15 protein-coding genes are annotated in these 14,880 nt (G+C 72.9%); 5 read left to right on the top strand and 10 right to left on the bottom strand.

Annotated features, from left to right (window positions below; translation table 11 throughout):
- Positions 1-10: 10 nt before the first annotated feature.
- On the bottom strand, positions 11-475 hold the full coding sequence (locus G5V58_RS01020; RefSeq protein ID WP_165227973.1) for a hypothetical protein: 465 nt from the start codon (positions 473-475) through the stop codon (positions 11-13).
- A 401-nt stretch (positions 476-876) separates the two neighbouring features.
- On the opposite strand from G5V58_RS01020, the gene G5V58_RS01015 reads away from it, so the two are divergent.
- A complete protein-coding gene (locus tag G5V58_RS01015; RefSeq protein WP_165227971.1) occupies positions 877-2,817 on the top strand; it encodes an RCC1 domain-containing protein in 1,941 nt (646 codons plus the stop codon).
- Between the two features lie 335 nt (positions 2,818-3,152).
- Here G5V58_RS01015 and G5V58_RS01010 read toward each other — a convergent pair whose 3' ends face one another.
- Positions 3,153-6,098 (bottom strand): vitamin B12-dependent ribonucleotide reductase, encoded by a 2,946-nt coding sequence (locus tag G5V58_RS01010; RefSeq protein ID WP_165227969.1) that lies wholly within the window; start codon positions 6,096-6,098, stop codon positions 3,153-3,155.
- A gap of 150 nt (positions 6,099-6,248) precedes the next feature.
- Positions 6,249-6,758 carry a transcriptional regulator NrdR gene (nrdR, locus tag G5V58_RS01005; RefSeq protein ID WP_165227967.1) on the bottom strand — a complete coding sequence of 170 codons (510 nt, stop codon included), beginning with the start codon at positions 6,756-6,758 and terminating at the stop codon, positions 6,249-6,251.
- Between the two features lie 357 nt (positions 6,759-7,115).
- Between nrdR and G5V58_RS01000 the strand changes: the two genes are divergently transcribed.
- Positions 7,116-7,325, top strand: a complete 210-nt coding sequence (locus G5V58_RS01000; RefSeq protein WP_165227965.1) for a hypothetical protein — start codon at positions 7,116-7,118, stop codon at positions 7,323-7,325.
- 16 nt (positions 7,326-7,341) lie between these two features.
- Here the strand turns inward: G5V58_RS01000 and G5V58_RS00995 are convergent, their stop codons facing one another.
- From G5V58_RS00995 to G5V58_RS00980, 4 genes are all read right to left on the bottom strand, one after another.
- Complete coding sequence (locus G5V58_RS00995) at positions 7,342-7,914, bottom strand: response regulator transcription factor (protein WP_230487420.1); 573 nt, start codon at positions 7,912-7,914, stop codon at positions 7,342-7,344.
- A 29-nt stretch (positions 7,915-7,943) separates the two neighbouring features.
- Positions 7,944-9,044, bottom strand: coding sequence for a sensor histidine kinase (locus G5V58_RS00990; protein ID WP_165227961.1), 1,101 nt, complete (start codon positions 9,042-9,044; stop codon positions 7,944-7,946).
- A gap of 5 nt (positions 9,045-9,049) precedes the next feature.
- Positions 9,050-9,490, bottom strand: a complete 441-nt coding sequence (locus G5V58_RS25700; protein ID WP_230486983.1) for a DUF6069 family protein — start codon at positions 9,488-9,490, stop codon at positions 9,050-9,052.
- Between the two features lie 104 nt (positions 9,491-9,594).
- Positions 9,595-10,128 carry a mismatch-specific DNA-glycosylase gene (locus G5V58_RS00980; RefSeq protein WP_165227959.1) on the bottom strand — a complete coding sequence of 178 codons (534 nt, stop codon included), beginning with the start codon at positions 10,126-10,128 and terminating at the stop codon, positions 9,595-9,597.
- A gap of 65 nt (positions 10,129-10,193) precedes the next feature.
- Between G5V58_RS00980 and G5V58_RS00975 the strand changes: the two genes are divergently transcribed.
- A complete protein-coding gene (locus G5V58_RS00975) occupies positions 10,194-11,456 on the top strand; it encodes a NupC/NupG family nucleoside CNT transporter (RefSeq protein WP_165227957.1) in 1,263 nt (420 codons plus the stop codon).
- Between the two features lie 7 nt (positions 11,457-11,463).
- Here G5V58_RS00975 and G5V58_RS00970 read toward each other — a convergent pair whose 3' ends face one another.
- Positions 11,464-12,459 carry an ATP-binding protein gene (locus G5V58_RS00970; RefSeq protein ID WP_165227956.1) on the bottom strand — a complete coding sequence of 332 codons (996 nt, stop codon included), beginning with the start codon at positions 12,457-12,459 and terminating at the stop codon, positions 11,464-11,466.
- A 63-nt stretch (positions 12,460-12,522) separates the two neighbouring features.
- Here G5V58_RS00970 and G5V58_RS00965 point away from each other — a divergent pair, with 63 nt between their 5' ends.
- Positions 12,523-12,867 (top strand): hypothetical protein, encoded by a 345-nt coding sequence (locus G5V58_RS00965; RefSeq protein WP_165227954.1) that lies wholly within the window; start codon positions 12,523-12,525, stop codon positions 12,865-12,867.
- A 20-nt stretch (positions 12,868-12,887) separates the two neighbouring features.
- Here G5V58_RS00965 and G5V58_RS00960 read toward each other — a convergent pair whose 3' ends face one another.
- Together G5V58_RS00960 and G5V58_RS00955 are read right to left on the bottom strand one after the other, a co-directional pair.
- On the bottom strand, positions 12,888-13,304 hold the full coding sequence (locus G5V58_RS00960; protein ID WP_165227952.1) for a DUF3052 domain-containing protein: 417 nt from the start codon (positions 13,302-13,304) through the stop codon (positions 12,888-12,890).
- 104 nt (positions 13,305-13,408) lie between these two features.
- Complete coding sequence (locus G5V58_RS00955) at positions 13,409-13,768, bottom strand: LysM peptidoglycan-binding domain-containing protein (RefSeq protein WP_165227950.1); 360 nt, start codon at positions 13,766-13,768, stop codon at positions 13,409-13,411.
- A 316-nt stretch (positions 13,769-14,084) separates the two neighbouring features.
- Here G5V58_RS00955 and lexA point away from each other — a divergent pair, with 316 nt between their 5' ends.
- Positions 14,085-14,852 (top strand): transcriptional repressor LexA, encoded by a 768-nt coding sequence (gene lexA, locus G5V58_RS00950; protein ID WP_165227948.1) that lies wholly within the window; start codon positions 14,085-14,087, stop codon positions 14,850-14,852.
- Positions 14,853-14,880 lie beyond the last annotated feature (28 nt).

The following is a 14,880-nucleotide window of genomic DNA, read 5'->3' as shown; positions in this document are numbered from 1 at the left end:
AGGCGACGAGCTAGGCCCGGTGCTTGCCCCGGCCGGCCGCGGCCAGCAGGGCCTTGTCGAGCGTGGCGGCGGCGGCCACGACCTCGGCGCGCTCGAGCCGGTCGCGCTTGAAGACCAGCGTGTCGGCCAGGTTGACGGTGCCGCAGACGGTGACGCCGCGGTTCCAGGAGTCCTCGGGCTCGGCGCCGGTGAGGCAGAGGACGGGGTGCACCTCGTCGCGGCGTACGCCGGCCAGGTCGGCCACGCCGTGGGCGGCGTCCAGCAGGCGCATCAGCTGCTTGGCGCGCGCCCGGTCCTTGACGTGCGGCACGCCGCACTCGATGACGAACACGCCGGGCGGGCCGACGACCACGAAGTCCGCGCGCAGCCCCTTCGCGGCGCCCCGGGTGTCGACGACCTGCCAGTCGTCGAACGGCAGATCGGCCAACGCCCGTTCGATCACCAGATCGACGTCCGTCGCTGCCAGCTCTGCCATCCGGGCCTCCTTGTCTGTGGACGCTCAGACCGTACGTGCGGGCTCCGAGCACGCGCAGAAGAAGTAGCAGATCCGTGGTCCAGTTGTGGATCGCCTCACGCGACCGGGCTAGCCCGACCCGGGACGGCGTGCCCGGGATCCTGGTGATCGAGCCCGATGAGCGGCCGACCGACGCGGGTCGTCCCTGCCGGGCGACGCCCGTCCCCGATTTGGGTGGTGCCCCACGCCGCACGTCCGCCTAGCGTTGGACGATGCGGACCGACGGCGTCGTGGTGGCATGGCGGGGTGGCGCTGCGGCGGTGCTCGTGGTCGCCCTCGGAACGGCCGGGCTCGCTCAGGCCAGCCCCTCAGCGCTCGCCGAAGGGGCGGCGCCGACGACCACCCTCGCCGACTCTGGCGGGGTGCCGTGGACGTGGGGCGCCAACTCGTTCGGCGAGCTCGGTGACGGCGGTACGACGGCGCGGCCCACGCCGGGCCCCGTCTCCCTGCTCGACGACGTGATCGACGTGCACGGCGGCCGCGAGCACGTCATCACGCTGCGCGCCGACCGCACGGTGTGGGTGTGGGGCAGCAACGGTGAGGGCCAGCTCGGGCTCGGCACCACCGCGAACCGGCCCACACCGACGCAGGTCCCGGGCCTGGCCGGCGTCCAGGCCGTGGAGACCGGCCACAACTCGTCCCTGGCTCTCATGGGCGACGGCACCGTCCGGACGTGGGGGCTCAACGCGGACGGCCAGCTCGGCGACGGCTCCACCACCCTGCGCCGGAGCCCGGTCCCGGTGGTCGGGCTCAGCGATGCGGTGTCGATCGCCGCCGGACGCGACATGAGCTACGCGATCCGTTCCGGCGGCACCGTCGTGGCCTGGGGCCGCAACGACGAGGGCCAGCTCGGCGACGGCACCACCGTGCGGCGTACGACACCGGTGCGCGTCGGCACATTGACCGGCGTCGTCGACGTGGCGGGGGGCCGAGACCACGGATTGGCGCTGAAGAGCGACGGCACCGTGTGGGCCTGGGGCTCCAACGACTACGGCCAGCTCGGCGACGGCACGACGACCGACCGCACCCAGCCGGTCCAGGTGATGAGCGGAGTCATCCAGGTCATCGCGGGCGCGCAGCACTCCTACGCGCTACGCGCCGACGGCACGGTCGCCGCGTGGGGTCGCAACTACCGCGCCAACCTCGGAGACGGGACCACCACCAACCGCACCCGGCCGGTCTCGGTCCGCAACCTCTCGTCCGTCGTCTCGATCGGCTCGGGCCGCGACACCGGTACGGCAGTGCTCGCCGACGGCCGGCTGATGGCGTGGGGCAACAACTCGACGGGGCAGGTCGGTGACGGCACGACCACCAACCGCAGCACCCCGGTCGTCGTACCCGGTGTGAGCGGGGCAGTGCTGGCCGCGGGCGGCGGAGCGGAGTACTCCGTGGTGCTCGTCTCGTCCGGCCCGCCGCCTCCGCAGGACCCTGTGGCCTCGTTCACCGCGACGTGCACCGCGATGTCGTGCGACTTCGACGCGAGCGCCTCACGCGACCCCGACGGCGACGTGGTCGCCTACGGCTGGGCGTTCGGCGACACCGCCGACGGCAGCGGGCGCGTCGTCAGCCATGACTACACCGCCCCCGGTGCGTACACCGTGACGTTGACGGTGACCGACGACTCCGGCGCCACCGCCAGCGCGACCCGGCAGGTCGTCGTCGAGGACGCACCACCGCCCCCGGTCGGGCCGCAGTGGCGGTCCACCAGCGCCGTGGACACCAACTCCGCCCGCCCCGTGGTCACGCTTCCGAGCGCGGTGCAGTCCGGTGATCAGCTGGTGCTGTTCGTCTCGGCGAACCGTGCGGCCACGCTCGCCACTCCGGCGGGCTGGACGCTGCTGAGCACCGTGTCGGACGGGACCGAGGTGCGGTCGTGGGTGTTCACTCGGGTCGCCACCGCCGGGCAGGCCGGCAGCAGTCTCCCGCTGACGTTCGACGCGACGACGAAGGCCGGGCTCGCGGTCGTCGCTTACAGCGGCGCCGGGGCGCCGTCCGCGCTGGTCAGCCGGGTCGAGACCGCCGCCGCGACCGGCACGCACGCCGCCCCGGCCGCGACCGTCGCCACGGCCGCGTCGACCGTGCTGCGCTACTACGTCGACAAGGGCGCCGCCGCCCACGTCTGGGCGCTGCCGTCCTCGCTGACCGGGCGGGCCGCCACCACGGGCAGCGGGAGCGGCTTCCTGACCGTGGCGATCGGCGAGCAGGCCGACGTGCCCGCGGGTACGGCGGCCGCTCTCAGCGCCACCTCGGGGATCTCCTCGGCCAAGGCGCTCGCCTGGACCCTGGTGCTGCCGCCTGCGTGAGCGGCTCGCTCCGCGCGACGCGCCCCCGTGACGCGCCCCCGTGACGCGGCCCGGGGTCCGCGGCGCTCGGTGGGCGGTCGTCCTCGCGCGACGTCCGACGGTGACCGGCACCGGACGCCGCTCGCGCGTCACGGTCTGTGACGACGACTCAGCACCCGCCGCTGGACGGCCCGGCCGCTCGTGGTGGTGCCCCCCTCGCGGCGTGGAGGCTTCGTCGTCGGCCCGGGAAACGCCGCCGGCCCGGCCCCACGTGGTGTGGGCCGGGCCGGTGGTCGGGCTCGCGCGCTGCGGAAGCGCACCGCTCCGTCAGTGGCGCTCGGGAGCGCCGGTCAGCCTCAGCTGCAACCCGAGGTGGAGCCGCAGCCCTCGCAGACGTAGCAGGAGCCGGCCGGGCGCATCTTGGTGCCGCAGGTCATGCACAGCGGGGAGTCGACCGCGGTGCCGGTGATCTGCTCGAGCAGCTCCGCCGACGTCTTGGCCGCCCGCTTGGTCTCGGTGGCGGGGACCTCGCGGGCCTCGCTGCCGTGGGTGTCCTTGGTCTCCACGACCTCGGCCTCGACGGCGTCGGTGATGTCGATCGAGGCGTCGTCAGCCGCGTCGGTGTCGGCGTCCGGGGCGGAGAGGTCACCGACCACCTCGGAGGCGGAGCCGAGGGCCTCGAGGGGCTCGTAGCTGCCGGTCTCGAGGTAGCGCTGGCGCTCCTCCGCGCTGAAGACGCCCAGGCCCTGACGGGTCTCGAAGTCCAGGTAGTCCAGGGCCAGGCGGCGGAAGATGTAGTCCATGATGCTCTTCGCCATCCGGACGTCGGCGTCGTCGGTGAGGCCGGCCGGCTCGAAGCTCAGGTTGCTGAACTTGGAGACGTAGGTCTCGAGCGGGACGCCGTACTGCAGGCCGATGGAGACCGCGATGGAGAAGGCGTCCATCACGCCGGCCAGGGTCGAGCCCTGCTTGCCGAGCTTGAGGAAGACCTCGCCGAGCTGGCCGTCGTCGTGGGCACCGGAGGTCATGTAGCCCTCGGCGCCACCCACCGTGAAGCTGGTGGTGCGCGAGACGCGGCTCTTGGGCAGACGCTTGCGCAGCGGCTTGTAGACGACCTTCTCGATGACCTCGGGCTCGGCCGCCGCGGCCGGGGCGGCGGTGGCCTGACCCTGGTCCTTCTTGGCCGAGTCGGACTTGCCGTCGGAGAGGGGCTGGCCGACCTTGCAGTTGTCGCGGTAGATCGCGGTGGCCTTGAGCCCGAGCTTCCAGCTCTGGAGGTAGACCTCCTCGATCTCCTCGACGGTGGCGGTCTCCGGGAGGTTGACGGTCTTGGAGATCGCGCCGGAGAGGAACGGCTGGCAGGCGGCCATCATCCGCACGTGGCCCATCGGCTTGAGGGCGCGGGCCCCCATGGCGGTGTCGAAGACCTCGTAGTGCTCCAGGCGCAGACCGGGCGCGTCGATGACGTGGCCGTGCTCGGAGATGTAGTCGACGATGGCCTCGACCTGCTCGTCGACGTACCCGAGCTTGCGCAGGGCGCGCGGGATGGTCTGGTTGACGATCTGCATGGAGCCGCCGCCGACGAGCTTCTTGAACTTGACCAGGCTGAAGTCAGGCTCGATGCCGGTGGTGTCGCAGTCCATCATGAAGCCGATGGTCCCGGTCGGGGCGAGCACCGAGGCCTGGGCGTTGCGGAAGCCGTTGGCCTTGCCGAGGTCGACGACCTTCTGCCACTCGACGGTGGCCAGCTTGTGCACCTGGCTGTCGGCGATGGCCATCGTGCGCACGGTGTCGTTGGCGGCCTGGTGCTTGCGCATGACCCGCTGGTGGGCCTCGGCGTTGCGGGCGTAGCCGGCGTACGGGCCGACCACCGAGGCGAGCTCGGCCGAACGGCGGTACGACGTGCCGGTCATCAGCGAGGTGATGGCGGCGGCCATGGCGCGGCCACCGTCGGAGTCGTAGCCCAGGCCCATGGCCATGAGCAGCGCGCCGAGGTTGGCGTAGCCGATGCCGAGCTGGCGGTAGTCGCGGGTGGTCTGGCCGATCGGCTCGGTCGGGAAGTCGGCGAAGCAGATCGAGATGTCCATCGCGGTGATGATCAGCTCGACGGCCTCGGCGAAGCGCGGGGCGTCGAAGGTGTCGTCGTCCTTGAGGAACTTGAGCAGGTTGAGCGAGGCCAGGTTGCACGAGGAGTTGTCCAGCGACATGTACTCCGAGCACGGGTTGGACGCGGTGATCCGGCCGGTCTCGGGGTTGGTGTGCCAGTCGTTGATCGTGTCGTCGTACTGCAGGCCCGGGTCGGCGCACTCCCAGGCGGCCTTGCTGATCTTGCGGAACAGCTCGCGGGCGTCGACGGTCTCGATGACCTCGCCGGTCTTGCGACCGCGCAGGCCGAACGACGTGCCGTCCTCGACCGCGCGCATGAACTCGTCGCTCACGCGCACGGAGTTGTTGGCGTTCTGGTACTGCACCGAGGTGATGTCGGCGCCGCCGAGGTCCATGTCGAAGCCGGCGTCGCGCAGGGCGCGGATTTTGTCCTCCTCGCGCGCCTTGGTCTCGACGAACTCCACGATGTCGGGGTGGTCGACGTCGAGGACGACCATCTTGGCCGCACGGCGCGTCGCGCCGCCGGACTTGATGGTGCCCGCGGAGGCGTCGGCGCCGCGCATGAAGGAGACCGGGCCGGACGCCGTGCCGCCGCTGCTCAGCAGCTCCTTGGACGAGCGGATCCGGGAGAGGTTGAGGCCGGCGCCGGAGCCGCCCTTGAAGATGAATCCCTCCTCCTTGTACCAGTTGAGGATCGAGTCCATCGAGTCGTCGACGGAGAGGATGAAGCAGGCCGAGACCTGCTGCGGCGACTGGGTGCCGACGTTGAACCACACGGGGCTGTTGAAGGAGAAGTACTGGTGCACGAGCAGCCAGGTCAGCTCGTGCTCGAAGACCTCGGCGTCGGCCGGGGTCGCGAAGTAGTCGTGGTCCTCGCCGCCCTTGCGGTAGGTCTTCACGACGCGGTCGATGAGCTGCTTGAGCCCGGTCTCGCGGGCGTCGGTGCCGAGCGCGCCGCGGAAGTACTTCGTGGTGACGATGGTCGAGGCGTTGACCGACCAGAAGTCGGGGAACTCCACGCTGCGCTGCTCGAAGACGGTCTCGCCGGTCTTCCAGTTGGTCTGGACGACGTCGCGACGCTCCCAGGTGATCTCGTCGTAGGGGTGCACACCCTCGGTGCTGAACCTGCGCGGGATCGTCAGCCCCTTGCCGGCGTTCTCCGCCTGCTGGGCTGCCCCGCTCACCGTCTCCGTCATGCCGTGTCTCCTGGTCGCACTCGTGTGGGTTTGGTCCCTGCTGATCAGTGAATCTGGTGGCACCGACACTCCAAGCAGGGACAGTGAGGGGGCGCCTTGTTGGTGGCCCGGACGCGTCGCTTCCCCACGGCGCGCCCGGGCGGTCTGGGGTCAGCCGCTGCCGGCTGAGGTGGGCTCGAGCTCGCCGCCGTCGAGCATCGAGGCCAGCTGCTCGGACCGGTGTCGGCGCAGGCTCGCGATCTCGATCTCGAAGTCCTCGGCGGACTCGTACTGCTTGTAGACGCTGGCGAAGCGCAGGAAGGCCACGTCGTCGAGCTCGCGCAGCGGCTCGAGGATGGCCATGCCGATCTGGTGGGCCGGGAACTCCGCCTGGCCCGAGGCCCGCAGCGCGTCCTCGACCTGCTGGCCCAGCCGGGCCAGGTCGTCCTCCGAGACCGGGCGGCCGCCGCACGCCTTGCGCACGCCGCGGATCGCCTTGTCCCGGTCGAACGCCTCCGTCGCGCCCGAGCGCTTGAGGACCGTGAGCTGCATGAGCTCCAGCGTGGTGAACCGCTGCTCGCACGACTGGCACGAGCGCCGGCGGCGGATGGAGCAGCCGTCCTCCGCGACCCGGGAGTCGAGGACCTTGGTGTCGGTGTGCCGGCAGAACGGGCAGTGCATCGTGGTCCCTCCTCTCGGTGCTCCGGGCGCGGTTCGTACACCCCTGCGTGGGGTGTGGATAACGGGCCTTCCGCTGTGTAGAACAACGGCTGACCTGTGCGGCTTCCACCCCTCCCTGGGGATCGGGGAGGCTCTGGCTGGGGACTAGATGTGGATAACTACACCGTTGTAAGTACTAGATGTTGTGGTGAGACTACGCGCCGAGCGGACCGGGCGCAAGGTGTTCGCCGATCCCGGGCGCGTCGGTTCGAGGTCATCACGTTTGCCCAGGTCAGGGGCGGTCTGGACAGGGCCGAACGGCGTGTCGACGGGTGGTCCGAGGGGGCGTGGGTACCCGGGCGGATGGGCGAGAAGCCTGTGGATCCTGTGCACGACGACCACGACGACGACCACCACGACGCGGCGATGAGTGGCGAGCTGGGTGGTGAGTCGAACGGCGGGCCGGGCGGCAACCCGGACGGCGCCCACGACCAGGACGCCGACCCGCCCACGCCGTTCGGCGAGGAACCCCGCCCCGAGGACTCCGACGTGGAGGACCCGGACCCCGAGCCCGGCTCGCCGGGCTGACGTCTGAGCCGAGTGCTCAGAGCCAGCCGTGGCGGCGGGCGTGCCGCGCCGCCTCGGTCTTGTTGCGGGTGCCGGTCTTGCCGATGGCGTCGGAGAGGTAGTTGCGCACCGTGCTCTCCGACAGGTGCAGCCGGCCCGCGATGTCGGCGACGGTGGCGCCGTCCTCGGCCGCGGCCAGGGCGTCGCGCTCGCGCGGGGTAAGCGGGCTGGGCGGGGTGCGCAGGGCCTGGCCGGCCAGCTCGGGATCGATGACGGTCGCGCCGGAGGCGACCTGCCGGATCGCTTCGGCGAGCCCCTCGACCGGTCCGTCCTTGACCAGGAAGCCGACCGCTCCCGCCGCCATCGCGCGCTGCAGGTAGCCCGGCCGGCCGAACGTCGTCACGATGACCACCCGGCACGACGGGAGCTCGCGGGCGAGCGCGGCGGCGGCGTCGAGCCCCGAGAGGCCGGGCAGCTCGATGTCGAGCAGCGCGACGTCGGGGCGCAGGCGCAGGGCGGTCGGCACGATCTCGGCGCCGTCGGCCAGCTGGGCGACCACCTCCAGGTCCTCCTCGAGGTCGAGGAGCACGGCCAGGGCCCCGCGCATCATCGCCTGGTCCTCGGCCAGCAGCACCCGGATCACGCGGGCGGCCCCGGCACCGTCGCCACCAGCCGGAACCCGTCGTCCTGCGGCTCCACCACGAGCTCTCCGCCCGCGGCGACCAGGCGGTCGCGGAGGCCGTCGAGCCCGCCGCTGCGCAGCGCCGGCGCCATCGGGGCACCGACGCCGTCGTCGGCGATGGACACCGCGAGCCGGTCGCCCTCGCCGGCCACGGCGATGCGGCACGACGACGCGCCGGAGTGGCGCAGCACGTTGGTGGCGCCCTCGCGCACCACCCAGGCGAGCAGCGCGTCGGCCGGACCGGCCGGGACGGTGGCCGAGCGCTCGACCGAGGTGGTGATGCCGGCGGCGTCCAGGGCCCGCTGCGCACCGTCCAGCTCCTCGGCCAGGCTCGGCTCCCGCATGGCGTCGACGGCCTGCCGGACCTCGGTCAGGGCGCGTCGTCCGATCTGCTCGATGTCGGCGGCGTGCCCGGCCGCCGCGTCCGGGTCCTGGGCGGCCAGCCGGCGCACGGCCTGGGCCTTGACCACCATCACCGACAGCGTGTGCCCCAGCAGGTCGTGCAGGTCGCGGGAGAACCGCTCGCGCTCCTCGGCCACCGCGACCCGCGCCAGCTCCTGACGGGTACGCCGCAGCTCGGCGATGGTGTCGAGCAGCGCCGCGAACGCCGCGCTCGCCGCCCCGGCGAGGAGGACCACGATCCCCTCGCTCACGACCCGGTCCGAGTCGTGCGGCCGGACCGCCCAGGCCGCCCACATCGAGGCCGCGGTGGCGACCGGTACGGCGCCCACCAGCCAGCGCCCCCGCAGCGCCGCCGGCAGCGCGTTGGCCAGCAGCACCCAGGTCGGCAGCCACTGGCTGCTGCCGTGGGTGGCGCCGGCGAAGGTCGCGCCGATGAGCGTCGCGAGGGCCCACGGGGCGAGGCGCGAGCGCCACGGCGGACCGCCGGTGAGGCCCAGGGTCACCGCGGAGACCGCGATGACCGTCAGCATCGCGACCTGGAAGGTCACCGACCCCGGCGAGCCGTGCAGGTCGAGGACCGGCGCGAGGAGCAGCGGCGGGGTCCAGACGAGGACCGCGGCGTTGCGGCGCCACGCCCCACAGCGCCAGCCCGACACGGCGCTCACGCTACGCCGCGGCGCCGGCTGCGCCAGAGCCCACCGATGACGACCGCGCCGACCGTGAGGTGGAGCAGCGCCAGGCAGACGCCGGCACCGAGCGTGGCCGCACCGAGCGGCCCGGTGAGCGAGACGACCAGGACCGACCCGGCCACGGCCACCCAGACCGCCCAGGCCCGCTCGGTGTGGCGTTCCAGCACCCGCATCAGCGCGGCGCCGACCACCGCCACGACGACGGCGGTCACCACCACCGAGGCGAGTCCCACCTCGCGCGACGGCCCGCCTGAGTCCAACCGCAACGCGATCCCGGCGACCTGGGTCGCCACGAGCCACCCAGCGGCCGCGACCCCACCCGCGGCCACCGCCACCGGCGCGTCGTCGCGCCACCGGCGCTGCGCCGCGCGCACCTCGCCCTGCTGCACCGGGGTCTGCACCTGCTGAGACATGGTCTCCTCCTCCGTCCCCGCCCGCTCTGGGCGATGAGACGACGCTAGGGAGGACGGGGCGCTCGCCAGCAGGGTCGGACGTGGTCGGTCCGCTACGACAAATGTCAGTGCGGGCGGCGCGCCTGGAGCTCGGGCGCGGCGATGGCCGCGAGCTCCTGCCACCACGCGAGCCGGTTCGGTCGGCCGTCGTAGTCCTTGCGCTGGTTGGCGCCGCTGGTGCCCGGCAGCACGAAGACCTCGGAGCGCCCGATGCCCCACGGTGCGAGCCCCAGCCCGGGCGGGCGGTGGCCGAGCGCGCGGGCGGCGTACGCCGCGGTGCCCTTGGCCGTGAAGGCGAGGAAGGCCGGATCCCAGCGCTCGACGGCGGCGACCAGGCGCTCGATCTCGACCCACCCTCGGTTCAAGTCGTGGTCCCAGTGGCCGACGAGGTCGGTGAGGCCGAGACCGAGCGCGGGGACGGTGTGGTCGTCCTGGGGCCGCAGGCGACTCGGCGTCAGCCCCGAGAGGTGCGCGCACTCCCAGAAGCTGTTGCCCGGCGAGGCGTAGTAGTGGTCGCGCTGCTTGGTGCTCTCGGCGCCGGCCATGCCGCAGAAGACGATGACCGGATCGGGGCCGACGACGTCGGGCAGGACCTCCACGGGCCGGCGGTACCCGGCGCGCGAGGCGTGGCGCGTTCACCGGCCCAACGGGGTACCACCCCCTCGTGGGCGACTTCCGCGGCCTGCTCGGGCTGGCCTTCGTGCTGCTCGTGGCCGTGGCCTTCTCCAAGCACCGGCGCGGGATCTCCTGGCGCACGGTGGGCGCCGCGCTGGCGCTGCAGATCGGGTTCGCGCTGCTGGTGCTGCGGTGGGGGCCGGGCGAGGACGCGATGGCGTGGGTGTCGCACCGCGTGGAGTCGCTGATCGGCTACACCGAGGACGGCACGACGTTCGTCTTCGGCCCGCTGACGGGGGTCGGCGGGAAGGACCAGACGATCTTCGCGCTGCAGGTGCTGCCGGTCATCGTCTTCCTCGGGGCGCTGATCGGGCTGCTGTTCTACCTGCGCGTCATCCAGTACTTCACCTTCGTGGTGGGCGGCGCGATCTCGTGGCTGCTGCGGGTCAGCCGGATCGAGGCGACGTTCGCGGCGGTGGTGATCTTCCTCGGGCAGAGCGAGGCGCCGCTGATGATCGCGCCGTGGCTGCGCAGCCTGCGCAAGGGCCAGCTCTTCACGGTCATGGTCGGCGGCTTCACGGCCGCGGCCGGGTCGACGCTGGTCGGCTACTCGCTACTCGGCGCCCCGCTGGAGTACCTCCTCGCGGCCACGGTCATGAACGCACCCGCCTCCCTGCTGATGGCCAAGATCATGTGGCCCGACAGCACGCCGACCGACCCGGACGACGAGGCGGAGGGCGTGGCCGAGGACGACGCCGACCAGGTCGACGTGCGCCAGGTCAGGGACGAGCACTCGCGCAACGCCATCGACGCCCTGGGCAACGGGGCGCTGGCGGGCGGCAAGATCGCGGTCACGGTGGGGGCGCTGCTCATCGCGTTCATCGCCTTCATCGCCCTGGCCAACGGCATCCTCGGCGGGGTCGGGGGCTGGTTCGGCGCCGACGACCTGACCTTCCAGAAGCTCCTCGGCTGGTGCCTGGCGCCACTCGCCTGGCTGCTCGGCGTCCCGTGGTCCGAGGCGGTGGACGCCGGCTCGTGGATCGGGCAGAAGACCGTGCTGAATGAGTTCGTGGCGTACGCCGACTTCGGGCCGCAGGTCGACTCGGTCTCCCCCGTGACCGTGGCGGTGGTGACCTTCGCTCTGGCCGGCTTCGCCAACCTCGGCTCGATCGCGATCATGATCGGCACCATCGGCTCGCTCGCCCCCGAGCGGCGCTCGTGGGTGGCCCAGCTCGGGCTCCGCGCGCTACTGGCCGGCACCCTGGCCAACCTGGCCAACGCCGCCATCGCCGGCGTGGTCATCAGCCTCTGAGAGGGGCTCAGCCCGTCTCGTCCAGGGAGTCCGCTCCGGCCCCCTCGTCGACGGCCAGGTCGAGGGCGAACCACACCGTCGTGCCGACGGCGTCGCGCTCGGAGCCCCAGCGGTCGGCCAGCGCCTCGACCAGCTGGAGGCCGCGGCCGTGCACGCGCAGGGGGTCGGGGTCGTCGTCGGGTGCCGCCTCCGGCGCGGGCCCGCCGCGGTCTCGCACCGACACGGTCAGCGCGGTGTCGAGGACGACGCGCAGCTCCGAGGAGCTGTCGGCGTGGAGCACGGCGTTGGTCACCAGCTCGGAGACGCACAGCTCGGCGGTGGACAGGAGGTCCTCGGACGCACCGGCCTCGACCAGCACGTCGCGCACGAACCGTCGTGCCGCGGACGGCGCGCGCGTGTCGCCGTGCAGCACCATCCGTGCGGTGACCGCACCGTTGTCGTCGGCGTCCCAGACGTCGTCGTGCCTCGTGCCCGCCAGCCGGACCCGGTCCACCGCCTCGGCCGTACGCCGCGCGGTCGCCTCGAGCAGCTGCCGCTGGGTCTCGTCGAAGCTCCACTCGCGGTCGAGGTAGAGCACGATGCCGCCCATCGGCGACCCGGTGCCCGGCAGCGGGACGACGGCCATCGCGCGGACGTCCTCGGGCTGGCGCTGGACGAACTCGGCGTAGCGCGGGTCGAGCTCGTGGCGCGCGCCCAGCACCGGCTCGCCGGTGCGGACCACCGTCGTGATCGGGACGTCGTCGTAGGCGTCGATGTGGCACCAGTCGGCCCGGCCCTCGTCGAGCTCGCGGTCACTGGCGGTGAACCGCAGCCGGCGTCCGCCGCCCTCGGTCAGCGCGAAGCCGATCCGCCGCACGCCGGGCAGGGCGCCCAGGTCGCGGAACAGGCTGGTGGCGATCTCGTCGACCCCGCCGGCGCCCAGCAGCGCGAAGCCGAGCCGCGACAGGTGCCCCAGCGGCGCCTGCGGCTCGACCGGCGCAGCCGCCTGCGAGGGCCTGGACACGCGCTCAGACTAGGGCAGCGTGGCCTCCGCCGCGGGCAGGTCCGGGCAAGTCATGATGTCGCGGTGGCAGGGCAGGAGGGTCTCCCGGGGAGCGACCCGAGCGGCGGCGCGCGGCGCGGCGCCCGGCGCGGACCCCGGCCCCGGCGAACCTTCCGGCCCGACCTCGCCCTGCTCGGCGCCGGCTCGCTGCTGACGCTGCTCGCCTGGGTGGTGCTGGTGTGGCTGGCCATCGGGGCCGGGCGCGACGCGCGTGGAGGCGAGTCCGGCCGGTGGACGGTCCTCGTCCTGTGCTCGGTGGGCGCCGTGGTCTGCCTCTTCGGCTGCCTGTGGCTGCTGACCGCCCTGCTCCGTGCGGTCGGGGTCCTCGAGCAGCCGACCCGCAAGGACGCGCGGCCGCACCGGCACTGAGGTCCGGTCCGCCGCGGCGCTCACCGGTCCCGCAGCCGGCGCACGAACTTCTGCCCGGACCAGGTCTCGTCGAGGGCCGCGACCAAGACGTCGACGAAGCCCAGCGCGAGGCCGAGTCGGCGCACCTGGTCGCCGTCGAGGTCGCTGTCGATGCCGCGAGCCTTCTGGGCGGCCTTCTTCGGCCAGCAGACCCAGACCATCCCGGCGGTCGTGGTCCGCTCGAACAGGACGGGGAGCCGGCGGCCCAGCGCCGCGCGCGAGGTGTGGAAGGTCAAGGTGACGTCCGCCCGGCGCGGGAGCCGGTGCACCACGTGTGCTCCCCCGGTGTCCCCGAGCTCCAGGTCGAGCGGGGCGCCGTCGAGGAAGACCACGTGCTCGTCGCCGATGCCGAGCTTGCGCACGAGCGGAGTGCCTGAGGATCCGGCCACGAGGGTCATGGTGCCCGGAAATGACCGCAGGGGCGGAGCCACGTGGCTCCGCCCCTGTCTTCCCCGGCCCGCCAGCCGGGGTCGAAGCGGCTGACGAAGTCTGTGTGGTGCGGCTACTCGGCCGGGACGACCAGCCGCTGACCCGCCTGGAGCGTGGGGCCGTCGAGCGCGTTGAGCTGCTCGATGCGCTGCATCATGCCCCGCACGTCGCCGTCGTCGGCTAGCCCCGAGGCGATGGCCCAGAGGGTGTCGCCGCTGCCGACCTGGACGATGCGGGTCGGCTCGGGCGTGCCGGGCTCCTGGGTCGCGACCGAGCCGGCCGCGGTGACGAAGACACCGATGGCGAACGCGACGACCAGCGCTGCGACCAGGACCACCAGTCGACCGCGGCGGGTCAGCCGCACGCTGGAGCGCGGACGCACGGCGCGGGCCGGGCGGGTGGTGAGGACGGTGTCGAAGGTCATCGCGGTCATGTCGGGACTCCTGGGGAAGTGGCCACGGTCGCGGCCTGGGGTCTGCTGCTGGTGATCGGTTGCTGTGTCCAGTTGTAGAGGCGACCACCGACAGTCCTCGGCGGCGCCGGTCCGACCAGCGGTCGATCGAACACGTGTACGAGCGTAGAACAGGTGTTCGAACGATTTCAAACACCTGTTCGAGCGGCGTGTCGCGCCCGCCCGACGTGAGAGGCGGCGCGGGGCGCCACCTCGCGCGAGGCGTGGTCCGCCACGAGCGACACGCCCGTTCGAACAGGTGTTTGAAACCGGGCAACGCCGTCGCTACGGTCAGCGCATGGCTGGACAGACTCCTGGACCGGGCGGCGGCTCCTCCGCTGCCGGCGGCGGCATCAGCGGCACCGTCACCGAGCTCCCCGACGGCCCCGCGGACGCGACGGGGCTCACCGCGCGCCAGCAGCGCATCCTCGAGCACCTGCGCGACTTCATGGAGCAGCGCGGCTACCCACCGAGCATGCGCGAGATCGGCGAGGCGGTCGGGCTGACCAGCTCCTCCTCGGTCGCCCACCAGCTCAAGGTGCTGGAGGAGAAGGGCTTCGTGCGCCGTGACCCCCACCGCCCGCGCGCGCTCGAGGTGTTCCTGCCCGAGGTCATGGCCGCCCGCAAGTCGGTCTCCTCGGCCGAGGAGACGCCGTACGACGAGACGGGGATCGGCGACGCCGTCCCGCCCGCGACCTACGTGCCGATGCTGGGTCGGATCGCGGCCGGTGGCCCGATCCTGGCCGAGCAGAACCTCGAGACCGTCTTCCCGCTGCCGCAGGAGCTGGTGGGCAGCGGCGAGCTGTTCATGCTCGAGGTGGCCGGGGAGTCGATGATCGACGCGGCGATCTGCGACGGCGACTTCGTGGTCGTGCGCCGCGAGCAGACCGCGTCGAACGGCGAGATCGTGGCCGCGCTCATCGACGGCGAGGCGACCGTCAAGACCTTCCAGCGCAAGGACGGCCGGGTCTGGCTGCTGCCGCACAACCCGGCGTACGAGCCGATCGACGGCACCCACGCCTCGATCCTGGGCAAGGTCACCGCGGTCCTGCGCCGCCTGCCCTGACCGGCCGCAGCGGCGCGTCGGCGCGCGG

Source organism: Nocardioides anomalus, from assembly GCF_011046535.1.
Taxonomy (GTDB): Bacteria; Actinomycetota; Actinomycetes; order Propionibacteriales; family Nocardioidaceae; genus Nocardioides; species Nocardioides anomalus.
Note: the sequence above shows the minus strand (reverse complement) of the source record. Positions and strands in the feature narration are given on the sequence as shown.